The sequence below is a fragment of the Stenotrophomonas sp. 1L-E-5-B-C3 genome (assembly GCF_057292075.1).
In genome coordinates this window covers 33,210-51,999 of record NZ_JBXAWS010000012.1, presented here as the reverse complement: position 1 = coordinate 51,999, position 18,790 = coordinate 33,210, and the positions used below count along the sequence as shown (strand labels likewise).

20 protein-coding genes are annotated in these 18,790 nt (G+C 67.0%); 7 read left to right on the top strand and 13 right to left on the bottom strand.

Translation table 11 applies throughout. The features are described 5' to 3' along the window. Positions 1 to 63: 63 nt before the first annotated feature. Positions 64 to 1,026, bottom strand: coding sequence for a TerC family protein (locus AC0Z6F_RS15300; RefSeq protein ID WP_012512556.1), 963 nt, complete (start codon positions 1,024 to 1,026; stop codon positions 64 to 66). Positions 1,027 to 1,375: 349 nt separating this feature from the next. Here AC0Z6F_RS15300 and AC0Z6F_RS15295 point away from each other — a divergent pair, with 349 nt between their 5' ends. Further along, positions 1,376 to 2,545 (top strand): class I SAM-dependent rRNA methyltransferase, encoded by a 1,170-nt coding sequence (locus AC0Z6F_RS15295; protein WP_485617614.1) that lies wholly within the window; start codon positions 1,376 to 1,378, stop codon positions 2,543 to 2,545. Positions 2,546 to 2,585: 40 nt separating this feature from the next. Here the strand turns inward: AC0Z6F_RS15295 and AC0Z6F_RS15290 are convergent, their stop codons facing one another. Continuing rightward, a complete protein-coding gene (locus AC0Z6F_RS15290; RefSeq protein WP_012512554.1) occupies positions 2,586 to 3,464 on the bottom strand; it encodes a hypothetical protein in 879 nt (292 codons plus the stop codon). Further along, complete coding sequence (locus AC0Z6F_RS15285) at positions 3,461 to 4,270, bottom strand: hypothetical protein (protein WP_012512553.1); 810 nt, start codon at positions 4,268 to 4,270, stop codon at positions 3,461 to 3,463. The genes AC0Z6F_RS15290 and AC0Z6F_RS15285 overlap by 4 nt, the downstream gene beginning before the upstream one ends. 154 nt (positions 4,271 to 4,424) lie before the next feature. Here AC0Z6F_RS15285 and AC0Z6F_RS15280 point away from each other — a divergent pair, with 154 nt between their 5' ends. After that, the gene (locus tag AC0Z6F_RS15280) at positions 4,425 to 5,666 is read left to right on the top strand and encodes a dipeptidase (RefSeq protein ID WP_012512552.1); all 1,242 of its coding nucleotides are present in this window, start codon (positions 4,425 to 4,427) and stop codon (positions 5,664 to 5,666) included. A 92-nt stretch (positions 5,667 to 5,758) separates the two neighbouring features. On the opposite strand, the gene AC0Z6F_RS15275 is transcribed toward AC0Z6F_RS15280, so the two are convergent. The 3 genes from AC0Z6F_RS15275 to AC0Z6F_RS15265 form a co-directional block, all read right to left on the bottom strand. Next, positions 5,759 to 7,186 (bottom strand): amino acid permease, encoded by a 1,428-nt coding sequence (locus AC0Z6F_RS15275; protein WP_006404294.1) that lies wholly within the window; start codon positions 7,184 to 7,186, stop codon positions 5,759 to 5,761. A gap of 158 nt (positions 7,187 to 7,344) precedes the next feature. Then, positions 7,345 to 7,764: a hypothetical protein gene (locus tag AC0Z6F_RS15270; protein WP_100435653.1), complete on the bottom strand. Its 420-nt coding sequence runs from the start codon at positions 7,762 to 7,764 to the stop codon at positions 7,345 to 7,347. Between the two features lie 52 nt (positions 7,765 to 7,816). Next, on the bottom strand, positions 7,817 to 8,887 hold the full coding sequence (locus tag AC0Z6F_RS15265; RefSeq protein WP_485617617.1) for an aldo/keto reductase: 1,071 nt from the start codon (positions 8,885 to 8,887) through the stop codon (positions 7,817 to 7,819). Between the two features lie 112 nt (positions 8,888 to 8,999). Here AC0Z6F_RS15265 and AC0Z6F_RS15260 point away from each other — a divergent pair, with 112 nt between their 5' ends. Then, positions 9,000 to 9,902 carry a LysR family transcriptional regulator gene (locus AC0Z6F_RS15260; RefSeq protein WP_485617618.1) on the top strand — a complete coding sequence of 301 codons (903 nt, stop codon included), beginning with the start codon at positions 9,000 to 9,002 and terminating at the stop codon, positions 9,900 to 9,902. Positions 9,903 to 10,026: 124 nt separating this feature from the next. Here AC0Z6F_RS15260 and leuE read toward each other — a convergent pair whose 3' ends face one another. Next, positions 10,027 to 10,656: a leucine efflux protein LeuE gene (gene leuE, locus AC0Z6F_RS15255; RefSeq protein ID WP_005411716.1), complete on the bottom strand. Its 630-nt coding sequence runs from the start codon at positions 10,654 to 10,656 to the stop codon at positions 10,027 to 10,029. A 15-nt stretch (positions 10,657 to 10,671) separates the two neighbouring features. Further along, positions 10,672 to 11,643 carry a LysR family transcriptional regulator gene (locus tag AC0Z6F_RS15250; RefSeq protein ID WP_485617620.1) on the bottom strand — a complete coding sequence of 324 codons (972 nt, stop codon included), beginning with the start codon at positions 11,641 to 11,643 and terminating at the stop codon, positions 10,672 to 10,674. Positions 11,644 to 11,734: 91 nt separating this feature from the next. Between AC0Z6F_RS15250 and AC0Z6F_RS15245 the strand changes: the two genes are divergently transcribed. Continuing rightward, entirely contained in the window at positions 11,735 to 12,742 is a 1,008-nt protein-coding gene (locus tag AC0Z6F_RS15245) for a zinc-binding alcohol dehydrogenase family protein (RefSeq protein WP_485617622.1), read from the top strand. A 67-nt stretch (positions 12,743 to 12,809) separates the two neighbouring features. Here the strand turns inward: AC0Z6F_RS15245 and AC0Z6F_RS15240 are convergent, their stop codons facing one another. Continuing rightward, positions 12,810 to 13,415 (bottom strand): glutathione S-transferase family protein, encoded by a 606-nt coding sequence (locus tag AC0Z6F_RS15240; RefSeq protein WP_485617624.1) that lies wholly within the window; start codon positions 13,413 to 13,415, stop codon positions 12,810 to 12,812. Between the two features lie 45 nt (positions 13,416 to 13,460). Between AC0Z6F_RS15240 and AC0Z6F_RS15235 the strand changes: the two genes are divergently transcribed. From AC0Z6F_RS15235 to AC0Z6F_RS15225, 3 genes are all read left to right on the top strand, one after another. Then, positions 13,461 to 15,017, top strand: coding sequence for a DNA recombination protein RmuC (locus tag AC0Z6F_RS15235; protein WP_485617626.1), 1,557 nt, complete (start codon positions 13,461 to 13,463; stop codon positions 15,015 to 15,017). Between the two features lie 71 nt (positions 15,018 to 15,088). Further along, complete coding sequence (locus AC0Z6F_RS15230; RefSeq protein WP_485617628.1) at positions 15,089 to 15,487, top strand: hypothetical protein; 399 nt, start codon at positions 15,089 to 15,091, stop codon at positions 15,485 to 15,487. A gap of 136 nt (positions 15,488 to 15,623) precedes the next feature. Further along, complete coding sequence (locus tag AC0Z6F_RS15225; RefSeq protein ID WP_012512546.1) at positions 15,624 to 16,169, top strand: glutathione peroxidase; 546 nt, start codon at positions 15,624 to 15,626, stop codon at positions 16,167 to 16,169. Between the two features lie 106 nt (positions 16,170 to 16,275). On the opposite strand, the gene AC0Z6F_RS15220 is transcribed toward AC0Z6F_RS15225, so the two are convergent. Genes AC0Z6F_RS15220 through mlaD form a run of 4 tightly spaced genes read right to left on the bottom strand, consistent with a single transcriptional unit; the run spans position 16,276 to position 18,772 of the window. After that, complete coding sequence (locus AC0Z6F_RS15220) at positions 16,276 to 17,286, bottom strand: MlaA family lipoprotein (protein ID WP_100435660.1); 1,011 nt, start codon at positions 17,284 to 17,286, stop codon at positions 16,276 to 16,278. A 1-nt stretch (position 17,287) separates the two neighbouring features. Continuing rightward, positions 17,288 to 17,599: an STAS domain-containing protein gene (locus AC0Z6F_RS15215; protein WP_012512544.1), complete on the bottom strand. Its 312-nt coding sequence runs from the start codon at positions 17,597 to 17,599 to the stop codon at positions 17,288 to 17,290. Beyond that, positions 17,589 to 18,251: an MlaC/ttg2D family ABC transporter substrate-binding protein gene (locus AC0Z6F_RS15210; RefSeq protein WP_006404092.1), complete on the bottom strand. Its 663-nt coding sequence runs from the start codon at positions 18,249 to 18,251 to the stop codon at positions 17,589 to 17,591. Before AC0Z6F_RS15210 ends, AC0Z6F_RS15215 begins: the two co-directional genes overlap by 11 nt. Further along, positions 18,248 to 18,772, bottom strand: a complete 525-nt coding sequence (gene mlaD, locus AC0Z6F_RS15205; RefSeq protein WP_006404090.1) for an outer membrane lipid asymmetry maintenance protein MlaD — start codon at positions 18,770 to 18,772, stop codon at positions 18,248 to 18,250. Before mlaD ends, AC0Z6F_RS15210 begins: the two co-directional genes overlap by 4 nt. Positions 18,773 to 18,790: the final 18 nt, after the last annotated feature.

Genomic DNA, 18,790 nt, shown 5'->3' with positions numbered 1-18,790 from the left:
CAAGGCCACCGCCGCGGGAGAGTGGGGTGCGGCCGGCGGGACAATCCCGCCGGCCGGCCGTGATCAGGCGTGGCCGGAGCCTTCCTTCGGCGGGTACTTCAGGCTCAGCACCACGGTCGCGGCGATGATCACCGCCACCACGCCCAGCGACACCGGGGTCGGGATCTTGAACAGGTCGATGATCATCATCTTGATGCCGATGAAGCCCAGCACCAGTGCCAGACCGTACGGCAGCAGGTGGAAGCGGTCGGCCATGCCGGCCAGCAGGAAGAACATCGCACGCAGGCCCAGCACCGCGAACACGTTGGAGGTGAGCACGATGAACGGGTCGGTGGTGATGGCGAAGATCGCCGGGATGCTGTCCACGGCGAAGATCACGTCGGTCACCGCGATCAGGATCAGCACCGCGAACAGCGGGGTGAACCAACGCACGCCGTCGCGCTTCACGCTCATCGCGTTGCCGGCGTAATCCGGCAGCAGGCGCAGGTGCTTGCGCATCCAGCGCAGGGCGGGGTTGGCCTCCAGGTCCGGCTCCTGGCCGGCGGCGAACCACATCTTCCAGCCGGTGAACAGCAGGAAGGCACCGAACACGTAGAGCAGCCAATGGAACTGGGTGATCAGCACGCTGCCGGCGAAGATCATGACCGTACGCAGCACGATCGCGCCCAGGATGCCGATGATCAGCACCTTCTGGCGCTGCTCCTCCGGCACCGCGAAGTAGCTCATGATCATCAGGAAGACAAAGATGTTGTCGACCGCCAGCGCCTTCTCGACCAGGTAACCGGTCAGGAATTCGAGCCCGACCTTGTTGGCCACGACCTGGCCGGCGGTCTCATTGAGGTAGTACCAGAGGCCGGCGTTGAACAGCAGGGCCAGCGCGACCCAGCCGATGGACCACCACAGGGCCTCCTTGAAGGTGACCTTGTGCGGTCCACCATGGCGCATCAACACGAGGTCGACCAGCAGGGCGATGATCACCACTGCTCCGAAGCCGCCCCACAACCACACGTTACCGATCGTCTGCATTGGGAATGTCCGTTGGAAAAATGAATGCCAGGCCGGACGGCGAGGATCTGCAACGGAGGATCGGGAGGGGGATCCAGGGACAGAGCTTCGCCAGTACGGCGAAGGTCTCGCTCGCAGTTCCAGTCGGCTGGAACTGCCGTTGCACCGGAGCCTGCGGGCTCGAAATGACGGCGACAACGTCTGGGAGCTACTCCCCTTCTGGCGCCGATTCTGCGGCCTGGCCGGGCTGCCGTCAAATGCCCGGTGGCCGGGGTCCCCGCTCTGGTAGATGCCAACCTTGGTTGGCATGCCGGCCGGGGTCAGAGCCCCTGCGGGGATCTGACCCCGGCGCCCGGTTTACAATAGGTGGATGAATACCCCCCTTCCGATTGTCCGCCTCAAGAATGCGTGGCGTTCCAGCCACCCGTGGATCTTCCAGAAACTGGTCGAGAAGCCGACCGTCCGGCCCAAGCCCGGTTCCATCGTCGACGTGGTCGGCGTGGACGGGGAGTTCATCGGCCGCGGGTTCTACAACGGGCACTCGCGCATCGCCGTGCGCATCCTCGAAACCGATCGGAACGTGCCGGTGGATGCCGGCTGGTTCTCGCGCAAGATCGCCCAGGCCGTGTCGCTGCGCCGTGAGGTGCTGAAGCTCGATGCGGTGTCCGACGCCTGGCGCGTGGTGCACAGCGAAGGCGATGGCCTGTCCGGCCTGGTGGTGGACCGATACAACGATCTGGTGGTGGTCGAGTTCTTCGCCGCCGGCATGTTCCGCCACCGCGAGTGGATCTACGACGCCCTGCGCGAGCAGTTCCCGGGCTGCCGCTTCCACAGCTTCGCCGACGAGCACGTGCAGAAGCAGGAAAGCTTCGACTTCCACGGCAACACCACCACCGAAGCGGCAGTGATCACCGAGTACGGCATCAAGTTCCGCGCTGACCCGGCCGGTGCGCACAAGACCGGCTTCTTTGCCGACCAGCGCGAGAACCGCGAGTGGCTGAGCCAGCAGGTGGAAGGCAAGAGCGTGCTCGACCTGTGCTGCAACACCGGCGGTTTCGCCGTGTACGCGGCGGCGCGTGGTGCCACTGAAGTGGTCGGCATCGACATCGATGAAGACGTCATCCAGATCGCCAAGGGCAATTCGCGCCTGAACAACGTGCGCCCGAAGTTCGTCCAGTCCGACATCTTCCCGTGGCTGCGCGACGCCGCCAACCGCGGTGAGCAGTACGATGTGGTGATCCTGGACCCGGCCAAGATGACCCGCGACCGCGACCAGGTCATCACCGCGCTGAAGAAGTACCTGGACATGAACAAGCTGGCGCTGGGCGTGGTCAAGCCCGGTGGCCTGTTCGCCACGTTCTCCTGCACCGGCCTGGTGGCTGAGGATCAGTTCCTCGACATGTTGCGTCGTGCGGCGTACTTCTCCGGTCGCACGATCCAGATCCTGAAGGTGGCCGGCGCTGGCCCGGACCATCCGTTCATGGCTCACGTGCAGGAATCGCGTTACCTGAAGGCCGTGTTCTGCCGCGTGGTGGACTGATCCATGGCAGGTGTGTTGCCGGTCGCCGGCCGGTAACACCTCAGGGTTGTGCGCCGGCCTGCGGGGGCGGCGCCTGCAACTGCTGCAGCAGGCCGTTGATCACCCGGGCCCGGCCGCGCACGTGATAGCCCAAGGTGGTCAGGCCGATGCCAGCGATGACCAGCAGCAGCAGTGACCAGGCGATCGCTGTGCCGATGAAGTGCAGCGCGCCCATGCGCAGCCAATGGTCACGCAGCCACGCTTGGCTGCGCACCGAATAGGGGACCTTGGCTTTGGCTTCAAAGCGCGCACGGATGACATCAGGCACCGTGATACCGATGTCCTCGCCGCGGGCGATGGCCTGGCCGATATCGTTCAAGGGGATGCTGGGTCTTGCCAGCGAGCGCTGCGCCTGCAGGTAGCCCTGCCATTGCGGGCTGAGCGTCGTGAAACCCGGGCTGTCGATGAGCTTGCCGAGCTGGCTGCTGTCGAGCTTCGTGCCATCGCCGGCGTCAGCCCGGCTGAAGTCGGGACTGACGATTCCGTTGCCGAACAGCAAGCCGACCAGCAACGAGCCACCAATCACGAACGAGAAGGTGAAGTGGCGTACGCCGCGGTTGAGCAGCACCCTGCGCAGGCCGAATCCCATCCAGAACAGCAACCCGCCAAAGAGGATCAGGCTGGCAAGCAGCAGCATGGCAGACGTGCCGGGATCAGTACCGTAGCCGGCCGGCACGTGTGCCGAGGGCGGACTGCCAGTCAGCCCCTGCAGGAATATCATGGACAGCAGCGCAGTGGCCGGCAGCACCGCCAGACACGCCAGACCCAGGGTGCGTGCGAACGAACCCCGGCGATACAGCGCGCGCAGTCCGGGAACGGCTTCGACCCGCGGCTGCAGTTCCGCCGGTACCCTCAGTGGGTCGGGCCGGGACGTGATCATGCCGGTTCTCCGGAAGTGCGCAGCAGCTGCTGCAGGGCCTGTTTCAACTGGTCCTGTGCCTGCGAGGCGCGGGCGACCATCTGCGGGCTGGCGTTGTCGTTGTTGTGCAGGGCGAGGATGGTCTGGCGCCAGATCGGCAGCAGGATCTGCACCGTCTCGCTGTAGCGGTCCAGCAGTTCGATGGCGTGGTTGCGCGCCAGCTGCACCTGGATCCGGCTCATCGAATGGCTGGCCAGCAGCGCGGTCAGGTTGGCGATGCGGCGCTGCAGGCGTTCCACCGGTCGATCCAGCACCATCGGATCGTCACTGGCACCACTGCCCGGAGGCAGTTCCTGCAGGAACTGCACGCCCGCATCGATGTAGATCTGCAAGTGGGCGCCCTGCACGTCATGCAGCTCCAGCTGTGCGTTCAACCGATCGACGCTGCCGCGCACCGCGATCGCCTGGCGCTCGATCTCGGCCAGCACGTCACCGTTTCCCCCCAGCGCGATGCGTCGACGCAGGCGCTGCTCGATGTCGGCACCGGTGAACCGGTCCCACCAGCCAGCGCGTTCCAGCAGTGCATTGGGGTCATGCTCGGAAAGGCGGTTGACCAGTTCGGCCAGCGCCTTGGCCAACGCGTTGGCACTACCGTCCTGCCATGCGGGCTCCGCACTGGCGCTGGCCAGTTCGGCCGGGCCATAGCGACCGATGTCGATGCGCCCGGCGAACAGGACCGGCAGCACATCGCGCTTGAGTTGTTCGACGTTGGGCCCGGCGGGTACCGGGTGTTCGCTGGGAAGTGGTGGAGGGACAGGATGCGACATCAAGGTTCCGTTCCAGGAGCAATGCAGCGCGAGGCTGCCAGTGCCGTTAGCGGCTGCCACCGAGTGTAATGGAGCACGCGCGCTGTCGTCCGGCACTACCCCGGGTCACCCTCACGGCGCTATGGTCGGCGTCTCCCAACATCGGTGGATGCCCATGCCTTCGTTGCGTCGCTTGTCCGTAGTGCTTGCCCTGGCGCTTTGCGCGCCGCTGTCCGCCAACGCCATTGAGTTCAGCGCGCAGGAGCTGGCCCGTGCCAAGGCACTGCAGCAGCGCCTGGTCACTCTCGACAGCCACCTGGATACACCGGCCAACTTCGGTCGCAGCGGCTTTGACATCGAGCAGCGCCACGACCGCAACGCGCTTTCGCAGGTGGACTACCCGCGCATGGTCGAAGGTGCGCTGGATGGTGGCTTCTGGGCGATCTACACCGACCAGGGCGATCGCAGTGCCGCCGCGCACTTGGCCGAGCGTGACCACGGCCTGCAGCGGCTGCTGCAGATCCGCGAGATGCTGGCGGCCAATCCCGATCGCTTCGCGCTGGCGCTGACCGCCGATGATGCGGCGCGGATCAAGGCCGCGGGCAAGCGCGTGGTCTACATCAGCATGGAAAATGCCAGCCCGCTGGTGGCCGATCCCAGCCTGCTGTCCTTCTACCATCGCGCCGGCCTGCGCCTGCTCAGCACCGTGCACTTTGCCAACAACGAGTTCGCCGATTCGGCCACCGACCCCAAAGGCGCGGAGTGGAAGGGCCTGAGCCCGGCCGGCAAGGATCTGGTACGGCAGGCAGTGAAGCTGGGCATCGTGATCGACCAGTCGCATGCGTCCGATGCAGTGTTCGACGACCTGCTGGCGATGATGCCGGTGCCGTTCGTGCTCTCGCACAGTTCGGCCAAGGCGGTCTACAACCATCCACGCAACCTTGATGATGCGCGGTTGCGCTCGCTGGCCAAGGCCGGCGGCGTGATCCAGGTGAATGCCTATGGCGGCTACCTGATCGACACGGCAAAGACGCCCGAGCGCAAGCAGGCCGAAGAAGCGCTGAGCAAGCAGCTCGGCGGCTGGGAAGGCATGGGCATCGAACAGGGCGTTGCGCTGTTGAAGGCCGAGCAGGCGCTGGACCACGAGCATCCGGTGCGGCATGCCAGCCTGGACGATTTCTTCGCCCACTTCGAGCACATCCTCAAGGTGGTCGGTCCCGAGCACGTGGGCATCGGCCTGGACTGGGACGGCGGCGGTGGCCTGAGTGACCTGCCCGATGTCAGCCAGCTGCCGAAGATCACCGCGTGGCTGCTGCGCAAGGGCTATACCGAGAAGCAGATTGCCGGCATCTGGGGCGGCAATCTGCTGCGGGTGATGCGCCAGGCGCAGGATTACGCTGCAAAGCAGGGCGGTTGACCGCCCTGCGGTAGTGCCGGCCGCTGGCCGGCATTGCCCGTATCAACAGGATCCGAGTTGCCGGCCAGCGGCCGGCACTACCGGTGAACCGGTTATTTCGCGATCAACGCGTGGCGGCGGCTGTACAGGAAGTACAGCACCAGGCCGGCCACGTTCCACAGCAGGAAGTACAGCTGGGTGCGGTGTGGCAGGCTGATGAACAGGTAGATGCAGCCCAGCGCGGCCAGCGGACCGACTACGAAGGCCAACGGCGTGCGGAAGCTGCGCTCACGGTTCGGTTCGCGCAGGCGCAGCACCACCAGGCAGATACCCACCGCAGTGAACGCGGCCAGGGTGCCGGCGTTGGCCAGTGCGGCGATCTCGTCCAGGCGCGCCACGCCGGCCAGCGCCGACACCACCACGGCGGTGAACAGCGTGGTCGCTACCGGCGTGCCGGTGCGTGCGTTGACCTTGGACAGGCCGCGCGGCAGCAGGCCATCGCGGCTCATCACGAAGAAGATGCGGCTCTGGCCGTACAGGAAGGCCAACAGCACGGTCGGCAGGGCGATGATCGCGATCACACCGATCACCATTGCTGCGGTCGGGTGGCCGAGCTGGCGCATGATCAGCGCCAGCGGCTCGGCGCTGTGGCCGAACACGGCGTAGCTCATCGCACCCACGGCCGCCAGCGCCACCAGCACGTAGACGATGGTGCAGCCGATCATCGAACCGATGATGCCGATCGACAGGTCGCGGCTGGGGTTCTTGGTTTCCTCGGCTGCGGTGGAGATCGCATCGAAGCCGTAGAAGGCAAAGAAGATGATCGCCGCCGCCGCCATCACGCCGTGCTCGACGCCGTCAGGGCCCATCGACTTGGCAAAGCCATAGGGCATGAACGGCTGCAGGTTGTTGCTGTCGAAGGCGGGAAGGGCCACGGCCACGAAGATGGCCAGCGCGATCAGCTTGAACACCACCAGGATGGCGTTGAGGGTGGCGCTTTCCTTGGTGCCGGCCATCAGCATCAGTGCCACCAGCCAGGTGATGACGATCGCCGGCAGGTTGATCATGCCGCCTTCCACGTGCGGACCGGCAGCCAGCCAGGCAGGCAGCTGCACGTTCCAGCCGAACTGGGTGTGGACCCATTCGAGGAAACCGACGAAGTAACCCGACCAGCCGACCGCCACCGTACTCACCACCAGCGAGTACTCCAGGATCAGGCTCCAGCCCACCACCCAGGCGAACACTTCGCCCAGCGCGCTGTAGCTGTAGGTGTAGGCGCTGCCCGCAGCCGGCATCATCGTCGACAGTTCGGCGTAGGACAGCGCCGCGCAGGCGCACACCGCGCCGGCGATGGCGAAGGAGATCAGTACCGCCGGGCCGGCCAGGTTGGCGCCGACGCCGATCAGCGTGTAGATGCCGGTACCGACGATGGCGCCGATGCCCAGCGCGATCAGGTGCGGCCAGCTGAGCGTCGGGACCAGGCGCCTGCCGGCTTCGTGGACGGTGACGGAATCTAGGGACTTGCGCCGGAACAGGGACATGCAGGCCTCGGAAGGGGTGACTGAGAACGACAAGTTCCCGAGTGTGACCGAACGCAGCGCAGCATTACCACTGACGGGGGTCATACCCGACACGACGCGCGCTGCACCGCGACCAGGCCGCCGGAATCGGCATAAAGGGAGGCCAGTCCGGTTCAGGCTCAGGAGGCGCCGGGCCAGTGGCAGCCGTCTTCCTGCCACGCCTCGCTGTCATCGTGGAAGGAGGTGCGGCGGCCATCACGGGCGCGTTCGTAGCGCAGATCCAGCACCAGCGCGCCCTGCGTGCTCAGCAGGTAGCGACCGTTGAGGCGGCCGTCGACGTGCTCTTCCCAGACGCTGTCGAACTGGTACGGGCGGTCTTCGGCCAGCACCGTGGTCTCCATCGAAACCTGGCGCAGCAGCAGGCGTTCGCGGCGTCCGGCATAGCGAACGTCGGCCTGGCCGTCATCCAGCCAACGCCATTCCAGATGGATGCCGTCATTGCGGCCGCCGCTCAGGCAGCGATGGTCCTGCGCGGTGGCCGCAGAGGCGGCACCGGCCAGCAGCAGCAACAGCAGGGTGAAGCGGGCCAGGCGGGCCATCCTCTCGCATCCATCCGGCAGGGGCTGCCAGCATAGCGCTGCTGCCGCGACCTCAGCGCGCGCGTGGACGCAGTCGGGTACCCCCGCTCATCAGCATTCGCGGCAACGGCATCTGCAGGAAATCGTGCGGGAATGCCGGCGCGACCGCACTGATTGCATCGAGGCGGGCCAATGCCTCGGTCGGCAGCTCCAGATCCAACGCGGCCAGATTGTGCTCGAACTGTTCCAGAGTGCGGGCGCCGATGATCGGCAGCGCACCTGCACCGGGTCGTTGCAGCAACCAGGCCAGTGCCACCTGCGCGGGGGAGTGCGAAAGATCGGTGGCGATTTTCCGGACTTCATCGGCAATCTGCAGCGAACGGGGTGTCAACGCGCCATTGATCAGGGCCACGCTGCGGCGCGATCCGCCCGGCGTGGCCTGCAGCGTATCGGCGCTGGCCAGATCGGCCGTGCTGTACTTGCCGGTCAGCACGCCGCTGCCCAGCGGCGACCACGCCACCACGCCCAATCCCAGCGCGTCGGCCATCGGCAGCAGTTCGTGTTCGACGCTGCGCTGGATCAGGCTGTACTCGATCTGCAGCGCCACCAACGGCGACCAGCCGCGCAGGTCGGCCAGGGTCTGCATGCGCGCGATCTGCCAGGCCGGCGTATCGGAGATGCCGGCGTACAACACCTTGCCGCTGCGGACCAGATCGTCGAAGCCACGCATCACCTCGTCCACGGTGGTGGTGTCGTCCCAGGCGTGCAGGTACAGCAGATCCAGATAGTCGGTACCCAGCCGGCGCAGGCTGTCCTCCACCGAGCGCAGCATGCTCTTGCGATGGTTGCCGGCGTTGTTCGGGTCGCCGGGCACAGTGGCCAGGGTGTACTTGCTGGCGATCACCAGCCGGTCGCGCTGGCCCCGGGCAAACCGTCCGAGCAGGGTCTCGGCGCTGCCATTGGTGTAGTTGTTCGCGGTATCGATGAAGTTGCCGCCACGTTCGACGTAGCTGTCGAAGATGCGGCGGGCCTCGGCTTCGTCCGCACCCCAGCCCCAATCGGCGCCGAAGGTCATCGTGCCCAGTGCCATCGGGCTGATTCGCAGGCCGGAGCGGCCGAGCAGGCGGTAGTGGTCCAGCGACATGAGAGGTTTTATCACAGGAAGGCGGGCATACCGCCGGGAGGCACAGCATCCGCCGCCCGATCCTGTGGATAAACTGGATGGAACCGGACTCACCATGAAGGTTGGCTTCACAATGAATCCCTCCGCACCGTTGTCGGCGGTGGTCGCCTTCGTCCACGTCGCCGACCATGCCAGCTTCACCCGCGCTGCCGATGCGCTGGGCATCTCCACCTCGGCGCTGTCACAGAGCGTGCGCGCGCTGGAAGCGCGGATGGGGGTGCGCCTGCTGCAACGAACCACGCGCCGGGTTGGCCTGACAGAACACGGTGCGCGCTTCCTCGAGCGTGTACGCGGCGGGCTGGAGCAGATCGAGTCGGCGTTCGCAGATCTCGACAGCGCGCGCGCGGTTCCTGCCGGCAAGCTGCGCATCACCCTGCCGAGGATCGTCGCCGAGCGCCGGGTGCTGCCGGCACTGCCCTCGTTCCTGGCGCGCTACCCGCAGGTGGATGTGGAGCTGTGCGTGGAGCCGGCGTTGACCGATCTGGTGGCCGAAGGCTTCGATGCCGGCATCCGCCTCGGCGAATCACTGGCGCGCGGCATGATCGCGGTACCGATCGGGCCGCCGGAACGGCAGGTGGTGGTGGCCACGCCCAGTTACTTCGCGCAGCACGGCATTCCGGCCAGCCCGCACGATCTGCAGGGCCACGCATGCATCGTCCACCGTCGTGCCAACGGCCGCTTGATGCCCTGGGAGTTCAGTCGCGATGGCCACGACATGGAAGTGGAGGTTGATGGGCGGCTGGTGTTCAACGATGCCGAACTGGCCTATGCCGCCGTGCTGGGCGGGCTCGGCATGGCGCAGGGGTTCGCGTCACTGGTGGCCAATGATCTGGCGGCAGGGCGCCTGCAGGCGGTGCTGCAGGACTGGCAACCGCCGTTCCCCGGTTTCCACCTGTATTACCCCGCGCGCGAGCATATGGCGCCGAAGCTGAGGGTGTTCATTGACCACCTGCGCGCGGAACTGCACGGCGGGTAGAGACCCGCCTCATGAACGCCGATGGCGCCAGCGCCGACCAAGGTCGGCGACGACCGCATCCCGCCCTCTGGTCGATGCCAGCCTTGGTTGGCAGACGTAGCGCCGAGCCTGCTCGTCTGCGGTATCAGCCGTTCAGCCCCAACCGGATGCCGAACCCCACCAGGAACAGGCCGGCCACGCGGCGCAGCGCATCGCTGATCCGCGGGTGCTGGATCAAGCGGCGACGCGCCAGGTTGCCCACGCCGATCAGCATCGAGCAGTAGGCGATGCTGACTACCAGGATGATGCCGGCCAGCGCGGCGAAGGTAGCGATACCCTGGTGCGCCTTGGGATCGATGAACAACGGCAGGAAGGCCATGTAGAACAGGATCGCCTTCGGGTTGAGCAGGCTGACCAGGATCGCCTGCTGGAAGTAGCGACCCGGCTGCATGCGGATCGGGCCGGCGTCACCGCCCTCATGCTTGGGCGTGCGCAGCAGGCTGATGCCCACCCACACCAGGTAGGCCGCGCCGAGGTACTGCACCGCGTGGAACACCAGTGGGTTGGCCTTGAGCAGCGCGGCCACGCCGGCCAGCGCAAGCCACATCAGGATCTGGTCACCGACCAGCAGGCCGGCCAGCGCGGTATAGCCGCCACGCACGCCGCCACGGCCGGTGGCGGTCAGCAGGGTGAAGGTGCCGGGGCCGGGCAGGGCGAGAAACACCAGCACGGCGACCAGAAACGTCCACAGGTCCTGGATGCCCATCCACGGCATGGCGGCGTTCTCTTGTTACGGGGGGCCGCCATTGTCGGCCAGCGCCGCAGTTGGCGACAGGGGGCGGGTGAGGCCACTGGGCATGCCAGACAGCAGCGGTTGCAGGTGCTGGCGCAGCTGCGCGTGCAGTTGCCGTACCGCCGGCGAGAACTGCTTGCGGTGCGGGCACACCAGCTGCAGCGGAATGCTGCTGCCAACACCGTCCAGCAGCAGCTGCAGGCGCCCGGCCAGCACGTCCTCGCGCAGGTCCAGCCAGGATTTGTAGGTGATGCCTTCGCCGGCCACCGCCCAGCGCCGCACCACGTCGGCATCATCGCAGACCAATGGGCCGCGCACCGGCATCACCACGCGGCGTCCATCCACGTCGAACGACCAGCGATCGTAGGCGCGGCCATTGAGTTGATAGACCAGGCAGTCGTGCTCGCGCAGATCCTCCAGGCGCGTGGGTGTGCCGTGCCGCTGCAGGTAATCGGGTGCGGCTGCCAGCACGCGCCGGTTGCCTTCCAGCAGGGGCAACGCCACGTAGCTGGCGTCGTCGAAGTGGCCGATGCGGATCGCCACGTCGACCGGATCGCGGAATACGTCGGCCACTTCGTCGGACAGGCGCAGATGCAGGCGCAGCCGCGGATGCGCGGCGCGGAAGGCGCTCAGCCACGGCAGCAGCAGGTTGCGGCCGAAGTCCGATGGCGCCGACAGCTGCAGGGTGCCGTGCAGTTCGGCATCCTCGCCCTGCACGCGCGCCTGGCCCTCACGCAGGGTGGCGAGCACCTCCTGTGCATAGGGCAGGTACAGCGCGCCCTCGCCGGTCAGGCGCAGGCTGCGGGTGGTGCGCACGAACAGGCGCAGGTCCAGCTCGCGCTCCAGCCGCGCCACTGCCGCCGCAACCTGGCCAGGCAGCAGATCGGCCTCGCGGGCCGCCTGCGAGAAGCTGCCCAGTGCGGCGGTGCGGACGAACAGCTGCAGATCGTCGAAGCGGATCATCTTCATTGCCAGAGTGAAAGTGCTGCCCGATTCTGCGCCTTTCTGCGGGAGCGCGCGCGGCGCAACCTGTTGCTTCCTTCCCCACTGGACCGCTGCCATGCGCGCCATTGCCTACACCCAAGCCGGCCTGCCGATCGATGATGCCCGGGCCCTGATCGACATCGAACTGGAGCTGCCGCAGCCTGGCCCGCGTGATCTGCGCGTGGCGGTGCGCGCGGTGGCGGTCAATCCGGTCGATACCAAGGTCCGCCGCAACATGACCACCGACGGCCCGCGCGTGCTGGGCTGGGACGCGGTCGGCATCGTCGACGCGGTGGGCAGCGAGGTGACCCTGTTCCAGCCCGGTGACGCGGTCTACTACGCCGGCGTCATCGACCGCCCGGGCAGCAATGCCGAGTACCAGCTGGTGGACGAACGCAGCGTCGGCCGCAAGCCGGCCAGTCTGGGTGATGCCGCCGCCGCCGCGTTGCCACTGACTGCGATCACCGCCTGGGAGCTGCTGTTCGACCGCCTGCGTATTCCCGAGGGCGGTGGCGAAGGGCAGGCCCTGTTGGTGATCGGTGCTGCCGGTGGCGTTGGTTCGATCCTGGTGCAGCTGGCGCGGAAGCTGACCAAGCTGACCGTGATCGGCACCGCCTCGCGTCCGGATACCCAGGATTGGGTCTATGCGATGGGCGCGCATCATGTGATCGACCACAGCCTGCCGTTGGCCGAAGGCCTGGCACGGCTTGGCATCAGCGAGGTACAGCACGTGGCCAGCCTGACCCATACCGGCCAGCACTACGCGCAGATCGTGGAACTGCTGGCGCCGCAGGGCCAGCTGGGGCTGATCGATGATCCGGGCCAGCTGGATGTGATGGCACTCAAGCGCAAGGCACTGTCCCTGCACTGGGAATCGATGTTCACCCGGCCGCTGTACCGCACCGCCGACATGCAGCGCCAGCACGATCTGTTGAACCGGGTGGCCGAGCTGATCGATGGCGGTGTGCTGCAGACCACCCTGGGCAAGCACTTCGGCCGCATCGACGCGGGCAACCTGCGGCGTGCCCATGCGCTGCTGGAGAGCCATCGCGCCAAGGGCAAGATCGTGCTGGAAGGATGGTAAGGCAGGTTGTTTCCGCGCCCAAGGGGTCAGATCCCTTTCCCCTTGGGAAAGGGATCTGACCCCTGCCTCAGGCCACACCGTTGTCGACGTACTCGGCGAAACCGGGTTGTTCGTGCAGGCGCTCGAACCAGGCATCTACGTGTGCCAGTACCGGCTTGCTGCCGGGCGTACTGCGCCAGCGCTGGGTCGACAGCCCGAGCACGATGTCGGCCAGAGTGAAGGTGTTGCCCGCCACGTAGCCGTCGGTAGTGGCCAGCTGTGCATCAAGGACGCCCATCAGCCGGTTCCACTGCACCAGGCTGGCCTCGGCGCGGGCGTCATCCGGATGATCCGGATGCTGGCGGACACGGGCCATGAACACCTGCCGCCAGGCACTGTTGAGGTCGCTGGCCTGCCAGTCCATCCATTGCTCCACCCGGGCGCGGGCCTGGGGGGCGGCGGGCAGCAGGTCGTCGCGGCCGCCACGCACGGCCAGATAGCGGCAGATGCTGTTGGATTCCCAAAGCACGAAGTCGCCATCGCGCAGCACCGGTACCTGCAGGTTCGGATTCAGCGTGGCCAGCAGCGCCGGCGATGGCGCCGGTTCGTGGTGGAGCGGGAGATCCAGCCCGGCGCCCAGCCACAGCACCTTGCGCACGTTGATCGAGGTCGCCTTTCCGTACAGGGTGAGCATGGTCCTGACGCAGCAGTTGAGACTCGGCCAGCCTACACTTGCCCCATGCAAACCGAATATCTGCTTATTGGCGGCCTTCTATTGGCCGTGCTCATCCTGCAGCTGGTCGCCCTGCTGCGCCGCCCGCCGCACGACCGCCTGGAACAGGCCGTGCGTGAGGAAGCGCGCTCCGGGCGCAGTGAACTGCGCGAACAGCTCGATGGCTTCGCCCGTGCGCTGACCGATCTGTCCACCCGCACCGACCAGCGCCTGGACCTGCTGCGCGAAGCGCTCGGCGAAGACGCGCGCAAGGCGCGTGCCGAAGCGGCTGAAAGCCAGCAGCGCAGTGGTGCGCTGATGGGCCAACGCCTGCATGAACTGCGCGCGCAGCTGGAAGTGTTCGGCCAGCAGCAGGAGGCACGCATCCATGCCTTCGGCCAGCAGCTGCAGGAACTCACCGGGCGCACCGATACCCAGCTCGGCGCGCTGCGCCAGACCCTGGTGGACGATGCGCGCAAGGGTCGCGAGGAAGGTGCGCAGTCGCAGCAGCGCCTGACCGAAAGCCTGGGCCTGCGCCTGCAGGAACTGACCCAGCGCAACGAGCAACGCATCGCTGAAATGCGCACGACCCTGGAAGAACAGCTGCGCGCGCTGCAGAACGACAATGCGCAGAAGCTGGAGCAGATGCGCCACACCGTGGACGAGAAGCTGCAGTCGACGTTGGAAACCCGCCTGGGCAATTCCTTCAAGCTGGTCTCCGAACGCCTGGAGCAGGTGCAGCGCGGCCTCGGCGAGATGCAGCAGCTGGCCACCGGCGTCGGCGACCTCAAGCGCGTGCTGACCAACGTCAAAAACCGCGGCAGCTGGGGCGAAGTGCAGCTGGAGAACATTCTCGAGCAGACGCTGACCCAGGAGCAGTACGCACGTGCGGTGAAGGTGCGCCCGGACAGCGGCGAGATGGTTGATATCGCGGTGCGCCTGCCAGGTCGCAGCGGCGACGACACGCCGGTGTGGTTGCCGATCGACTCCAAGTTCCCGCGTGAGGACTACGAGCGGTTGCTGGACGCGCAGGAGCAGGGCGACGCCGAGGGTGTGCGCCTGCAAGGCATCCAGCTGGAGCGCGCGGTACGCGTGCAGGCGAAGTCGATCTGCGACAAGTACATCGCGCCGCCGCACACCACCGACTTCGCGGTGATGTTCCTGCCCACCGAAGGCCTGTATGCCGAAGTGATCCGGCGCCCGGGCCTGGTTGATCTGCTTCAGCGCGAGCACCGCGTGGTGGTGGCCGGGCCAACCACGGTCACCGCCCTGCTCAACAGTCTGCAGATGGGCTTCCGCACGCTGGCCATCGAGCAGCGTTCCAGCGAGGTGTGGAGCCTGCTGGGTGCGGTGAAGAGCGAGTTCGGCAAGTTCGCCGGCATCCTGGAAAAGGCCGAGAAGCAGATCACCACGGTTAGTCGCAGCATCGGCGAGGCCAGCCGCAAGACGCGTACGATCGAACGGCGCCTGCGTGGCGTGGAGTCGCTGGCATCCGAACAGGCGCAGTCGCTGCTGGGCGATCTGGCCGAGAGTGATGCGGCGGGCGAGGACGAAGGCAGCGACGGCGACACCGACGAGACCTGAGTCACGCGGACACGCCGCCTGCATCGTCGATGCGTATGCTGGCGGCCTGTCCGTCTCGATCAGGTACCGCCATGCGCCTGTGCCTCTGTACCAGCCTCGTCCTGACCGCGTTGCTTGCCGCCTGCAGCAGCGCACCGCCGGCTGCCGATACGGCGGCGACACCTGCCGCAGCCACCAGCCCTGAAGCAGCCGAGGCGTACCGCGAAGCGCGTGACGTCGACTGCCAGGCAGCGGGTGGCACCCTGCAGCGGCTCGGCCGGCTGCAGCGCGAGCAATGCGTGATTCCCCATGCTGATGCCGGCAAGGCCTGCAGCCGCAAGAGCGACTGCACCGGCCAGTGCCTGGCCACGGGCGAAGTGGCCGCCGGCATTGCGGCCACCGGTACCTGCCAGCGCGACGCCAGCCAGAACTTCGGTTGCCGCCAGCGCATCGAGGATGGAAAGGCGCTGGGCACGATCTGCGTGGATTGATCGTAGTGCCGGCCGCTGGCCGGCAACCTCATGAACCCTTGCGAACGGTCGCATGATTGCCGGCCAGCGGCCGGCACTACCGGCATCGCGCGGCGCTATGCTGGTGGGCCATTCCCCGCTGTTGCCGGAGCCCCGCGTGAGCACCCCGATCCAGGACATTTCCCTCACCACCATCGACGGCCAGCCGTCCTCGCTTGCCGACTACCAGGGCAAGGTACTGCTGCTGGTCAACGTCGCCTCCAAGTGCGGCCTGACCCCGCAATACGAAGGCCTGCAGGCGCTGTATGCGGAAAAGCACGCACAGGGCCTGGAAGTGCTGGGCTTCCCCGCCAACAACTTCCTCGGCCAGGAGCCGGGCAGCGAGGCGGAAATCCAGCAGTTCTGCCAGCTCACCTACGACGTCAGCTTCCCCATGTTCTCCAAGATCAGCGTGGCCGGTGACGACACCCACCCGCTGTACCAGCAGCTGACCGCCGCCCAGCCGCAGTCGATCGGTGAAGGCCCGCTGCGCGAGCGCCTGGCCAGCAAGGAGATTCCGATCCATCCGGCACCGGCGGTGCTGTGGAACTTCGAGAAGTTCCTGGTCGGCCGTGATGGCAAGGTCATCGCCCGTTTCGCCCCGGACGTGGCCGCTGACGATGCGCGCGTGCGCGAGGCGATCGAAGCCGCGCTGGCCGCCTGATCGGTCGGGGTCGGATCCCTTTCCATGGGAAAGGGCTCCGACCCCATCCAGGGCCGCAAAAGAAAACCCCGCCGAGGCGGGGTTTTTCATGCGCCGATGGAAGGACTCAGTGCGTCCACTGCGGCATCGGCATCGCATCGACCGGGATCGGCGAATTGGCATCGTCGTGGCCACGGTCGCGCTTGCTGCGCAGATCGTTCTCGATCTGGTAGTTGCGGCGCTGCATCCACGCGTCGCGGACCAGCGAGTACTCGTCCACGGCGGTGTCGCGCAGGTCGTCGATCGCCAGCAGCTGGGCGCGGGTATCGACCAGCTGCAGGCCCTGCAGGCCGATGCGCAGCTTGTCCTCTTCGATGCGGCGGATCGGCGACAGCGGAATGTCACCGGCCAGGCCGAACACATCGCGCACGGTGCGCGGGCCGAAGAACGGCAGTTCCACGTAACGCGAACGACGCCAGCCCCAGGCACCCAGGGTCTGCCCGAAGTCCTCATTGCGACGCGGCACCATCGCCTTGCTGGCTGGATCGAACAGGCCGCCGATACCCAGCGTGCTGTTCATCAGGAAGCGGCCCAGGCTGTCCCAGGCATCGCCACCGCGGCCCTGCAGCAGCTGGTTGGTGATGGTCACCGGCGCACGCAGGTTGCTGAAGAAGTTGCTGACGCCGGTACGCGCAAAGCGCGGCACCACGTGGGTATAGGCGGTGGCCAGCGGACGGGCGACGCCGCGGTCGACTGCGTTGTTGAACTTGTGCACCTTGCGGTTGAACGGTTCCCACGGGTCGTAGGCCGCTGCACTGCCGGTGTTGCCGGCACCGCCGTAGAGGGCGTCGAAGTCGTCGTCACCGCCCGGTGCGGTGGCGGCTGCGGTCTTCGCAGCGTCGGTGTCGGCGCTGGAAGCGGCCGCGGCCGGAGGCAGACTGGCCGCAGCCGGCGGGCTGGCAACGGGCGCTGCCGAGCCGGCTTCGGCCGTTGCAGTATCGACGGCTGGCGCCTCGGCGGTGGTGCTGGCCGGGACCACGGTGCTGGCAACCGGTGCATCGCTGCGCGCGGGCTTGCCGGCGCAGGCGGTGAGGGCGGTGGCCAGGACGATCAGGGGGAGAGTGCGTACGACGTTCATGTCAGCTCGCAGCAGAAGTAGCGTTGAAATCCAGGTCGGGCGACAGCCGGTAGGCCGCGCTCAATTCGTTGTAGCCGGCCGGCGCGCCGGAGATCGCCAGCGGATGGCCGCTCGTGCGTGCACGCGCGGCCAGCTCGGCCAGCAGGGCCAGGCCGGCGCTGTCCACGCGCTCGACCTCGCCCAGCTCCAGCCGTGCCAGTTTCGCCGGCAGTGCCTGCAGTTGCGGCCACAGCGCGATCACCGCGGCACGGTCCAGCACCCCGCGCAGGCGCAGGGTGTCGCCTTCCAGCAGCGCCAGCGCGTTACTTGCCATTGCCCGCGGGCCCGGCCTGCATGCTGCCGCTCTGCAGCTCGGTGGCCACCTGCTTGATGCCCTTCTGGCGCAGCGGAGCATCGAACTGGTTGCGGAAGGTCTGCACGTAGGAGATGCCTTCGATGTTCACATCGAAGATCTTCCACTGGCCGCCTTCATTGCGCATCCAGTACTCCACCGGGGTCGGTTCGCTGCCGGCGCGCACCAGCTCGGTGAGCACGCGCACGCCACGGTTGCCCGGCAGCGGGCTCTCGCTCTTCAAGCGGAAGCTCGGCTTGCCCTGGATGTTGAGCAGGGTCGAACCGTAGCGCTGCATCAGGTTATCGGCCATGGCATTGGCGAACAGCTTGATGTCCGCATCGGCGGCACCGCGTGCGTGGGTACCCAGCACCAGGCGCGCGGCATAGTCGCGGTCGAAGGTGCGGTTGAGTTCGCTGTCGATGTAGCTGCGCAGGCTGGCCGGGTTGCTGGTGAACTCGCTCTTGCGCTGCTGCAGCGTCGCCAGGATGCGGCTGCTGGCATCGATCACCACCTTGCCGGCCTGGCCCTGCGTCGCGGCAGCGGCGGGAGCGCTGGCCTGCGCCTGGGCCAGGAACGGGGTGGCCAGCAGCAGCGACGAGGCGAGCAGGGCCGGGATCAGTTTCATCTTCATGGTTGCGGTTCCGTTGCAGGCGCCTGCGCGCCATCGTTGGGCTTCGGAGCAGCGCCGCCACCGGCGCCGCCACTGAACATGTATTTGCCGACCAGCTGGATCAGGTCCACCGCCGGCTGGGTGAAGACGATCTCCTCACCGGGCTTGAGCACGTCCGGATCGCCGCCGGGCTGAAGACCGATATAGCTCTCGCCCAGCAAACCACTGGTGAAGATGCCGGCGGAAGTGTCGGCCGGCAGATCCTTGACCTTGCTGTCCATGCGCAGGGTCACGATCGATTCGAACTTCACCGGGTCCAGGTCGATCGCGGCGACCTGGCCAACGGTGACGCCGCCGATCTTCACCGGCGCCTGCTTGCGCAGCTGGCCGACCTGGGAGAAACGGGCCTTGAGTTCATAGCCTTCGCCACCCCAGCTCCAGCGCTGGTTGGTCGAGGCCACGGCCAGCACCATCAGCGAGGCCAGGGCCAGCAGCAGGAAAGCGCCGACAGAGAATTCAAGTCTGGGACCGCGGATGGCCATGTGGAGTACCTGATCAGT

Bases quoted from the DNA above. Each gene is read 5' to 3' on its own strand.
- AC0Z6F_RS15300 (WP_012512556.1), bottom strand. From the start codon at position 1,026: ATGCAGACGATCGGTAACGTGTGGTTGTGGGGCGGCTTCGGAGCAGTG.
- AC0Z6F_RS15295 (WP_485617614.1), top strand. From the start codon at position 1,376: ATGAATACCCCCCTTCCGATTGTCCGCCTCAAGAATGCGTGGCGTTCC.
- AC0Z6F_RS15290 (WP_012512554.1), bottom strand. From the start codon at position 3,464: ATGATCACGTCCCGGCCCGACCCACTGAGGGTACCGGCGGAACTGCAG.
- AC0Z6F_RS15285 (WP_012512553.1), bottom strand. From the start codon at position 4,270: ATGTCGCATCCTGTCCCTCCACCACTTCCCAGCGAACACCCGGTACCC.
- AC0Z6F_RS15280 (WP_012512552.1), top strand. From the start codon at position 4,425: ATGCCTTCGTTGCGTCGCTTGTCCGTAGTGCTTGCCCTGGCGCTTTGC.
- AC0Z6F_RS15275 (WP_006404294.1), bottom strand. From the start codon at position 7,186: ATGTCCCTGTTCCGGCGCAAGTCCCTAGATTCCGTCACCGTCCACGAA.
- AC0Z6F_RS15270 (WP_100435653.1), bottom strand. From the start codon at position 7,764: ATGGCCCGCCTGGCCCGCTTCACCCTGCTGTTGCTGCTGCTGGCCGGT.
- AC0Z6F_RS15265 (WP_485617617.1), bottom strand. From the start codon at position 8,887: ATGTCGCTGGACCACTACCGCCTGCTCGGCCGCTCCGGCCTGCGAATC.
- AC0Z6F_RS15260 (WP_485617618.1), top strand. From the start codon at position 9,000: ATGAATCCCTCCGCACCGTTGTCGGCGGTGGTCGCCTTCGTCCACGTC.
- leuE (WP_005411716.1), bottom strand. From the start codon at position 10,656: ATGCCGTGGATGGGCATCCAGGACCTGTGGACGTTTCTGGTCGCCGTG.
- AC0Z6F_RS15250 (WP_485617620.1), bottom strand. From the start codon at position 11,643: ATGAAGATGATCCGCTTCGACGATCTGCAGCTGTTCGTCCGCACCGCC.
- AC0Z6F_RS15245 (WP_485617622.1), top strand. From the start codon at position 11,735: ATGCGCGCCATTGCCTACACCCAAGCCGGCCTGCCGATCGATGATGCC.
- AC0Z6F_RS15240 (WP_485617624.1), bottom strand. From the start codon at position 13,415: ATGCTCACCCTGTACGGAAAGGCGACCTCGATCAACGTGCGCAAGGTG.
- AC0Z6F_RS15235 (WP_485617626.1), top strand. From the start codon at position 13,461: ATGCAAACCGAATATCTGCTTATTGGCGGCCTTCTATTGGCCGTGCTC.
- AC0Z6F_RS15230 (WP_485617628.1), top strand. From the start codon at position 15,089: ATGCGCCTGTGCCTCTGTACCAGCCTCGTCCTGACCGCGTTGCTTGCC.
- AC0Z6F_RS15220 (WP_100435660.1), bottom strand. From the start codon at position 17,286: ATGAACGTCGTACGCACTCTCCCCCTGATCGTCCTGGCCACCGCCCTC.
- AC0Z6F_RS15215 (WP_012512544.1), bottom strand. From the start codon at position 17,599: ATGGCAAGTAACGCGCTGGCGCTGCTGGAAGGCGACACCCTGCGCCTG.
- AC0Z6F_RS15210 (WP_006404092.1), bottom strand. From the start codon at position 18,251: ATGAAGATGAAACTGATCCCGGCCCTGCTCGCCTCGTCGCTGCTGCTG.
- mlaD (WP_006404090.1), bottom strand. From the start codon at position 18,772: ATGGCCATCCGCGGTCCCAGACTTGAATTCTCTGTCGGCGCTTTCCTG.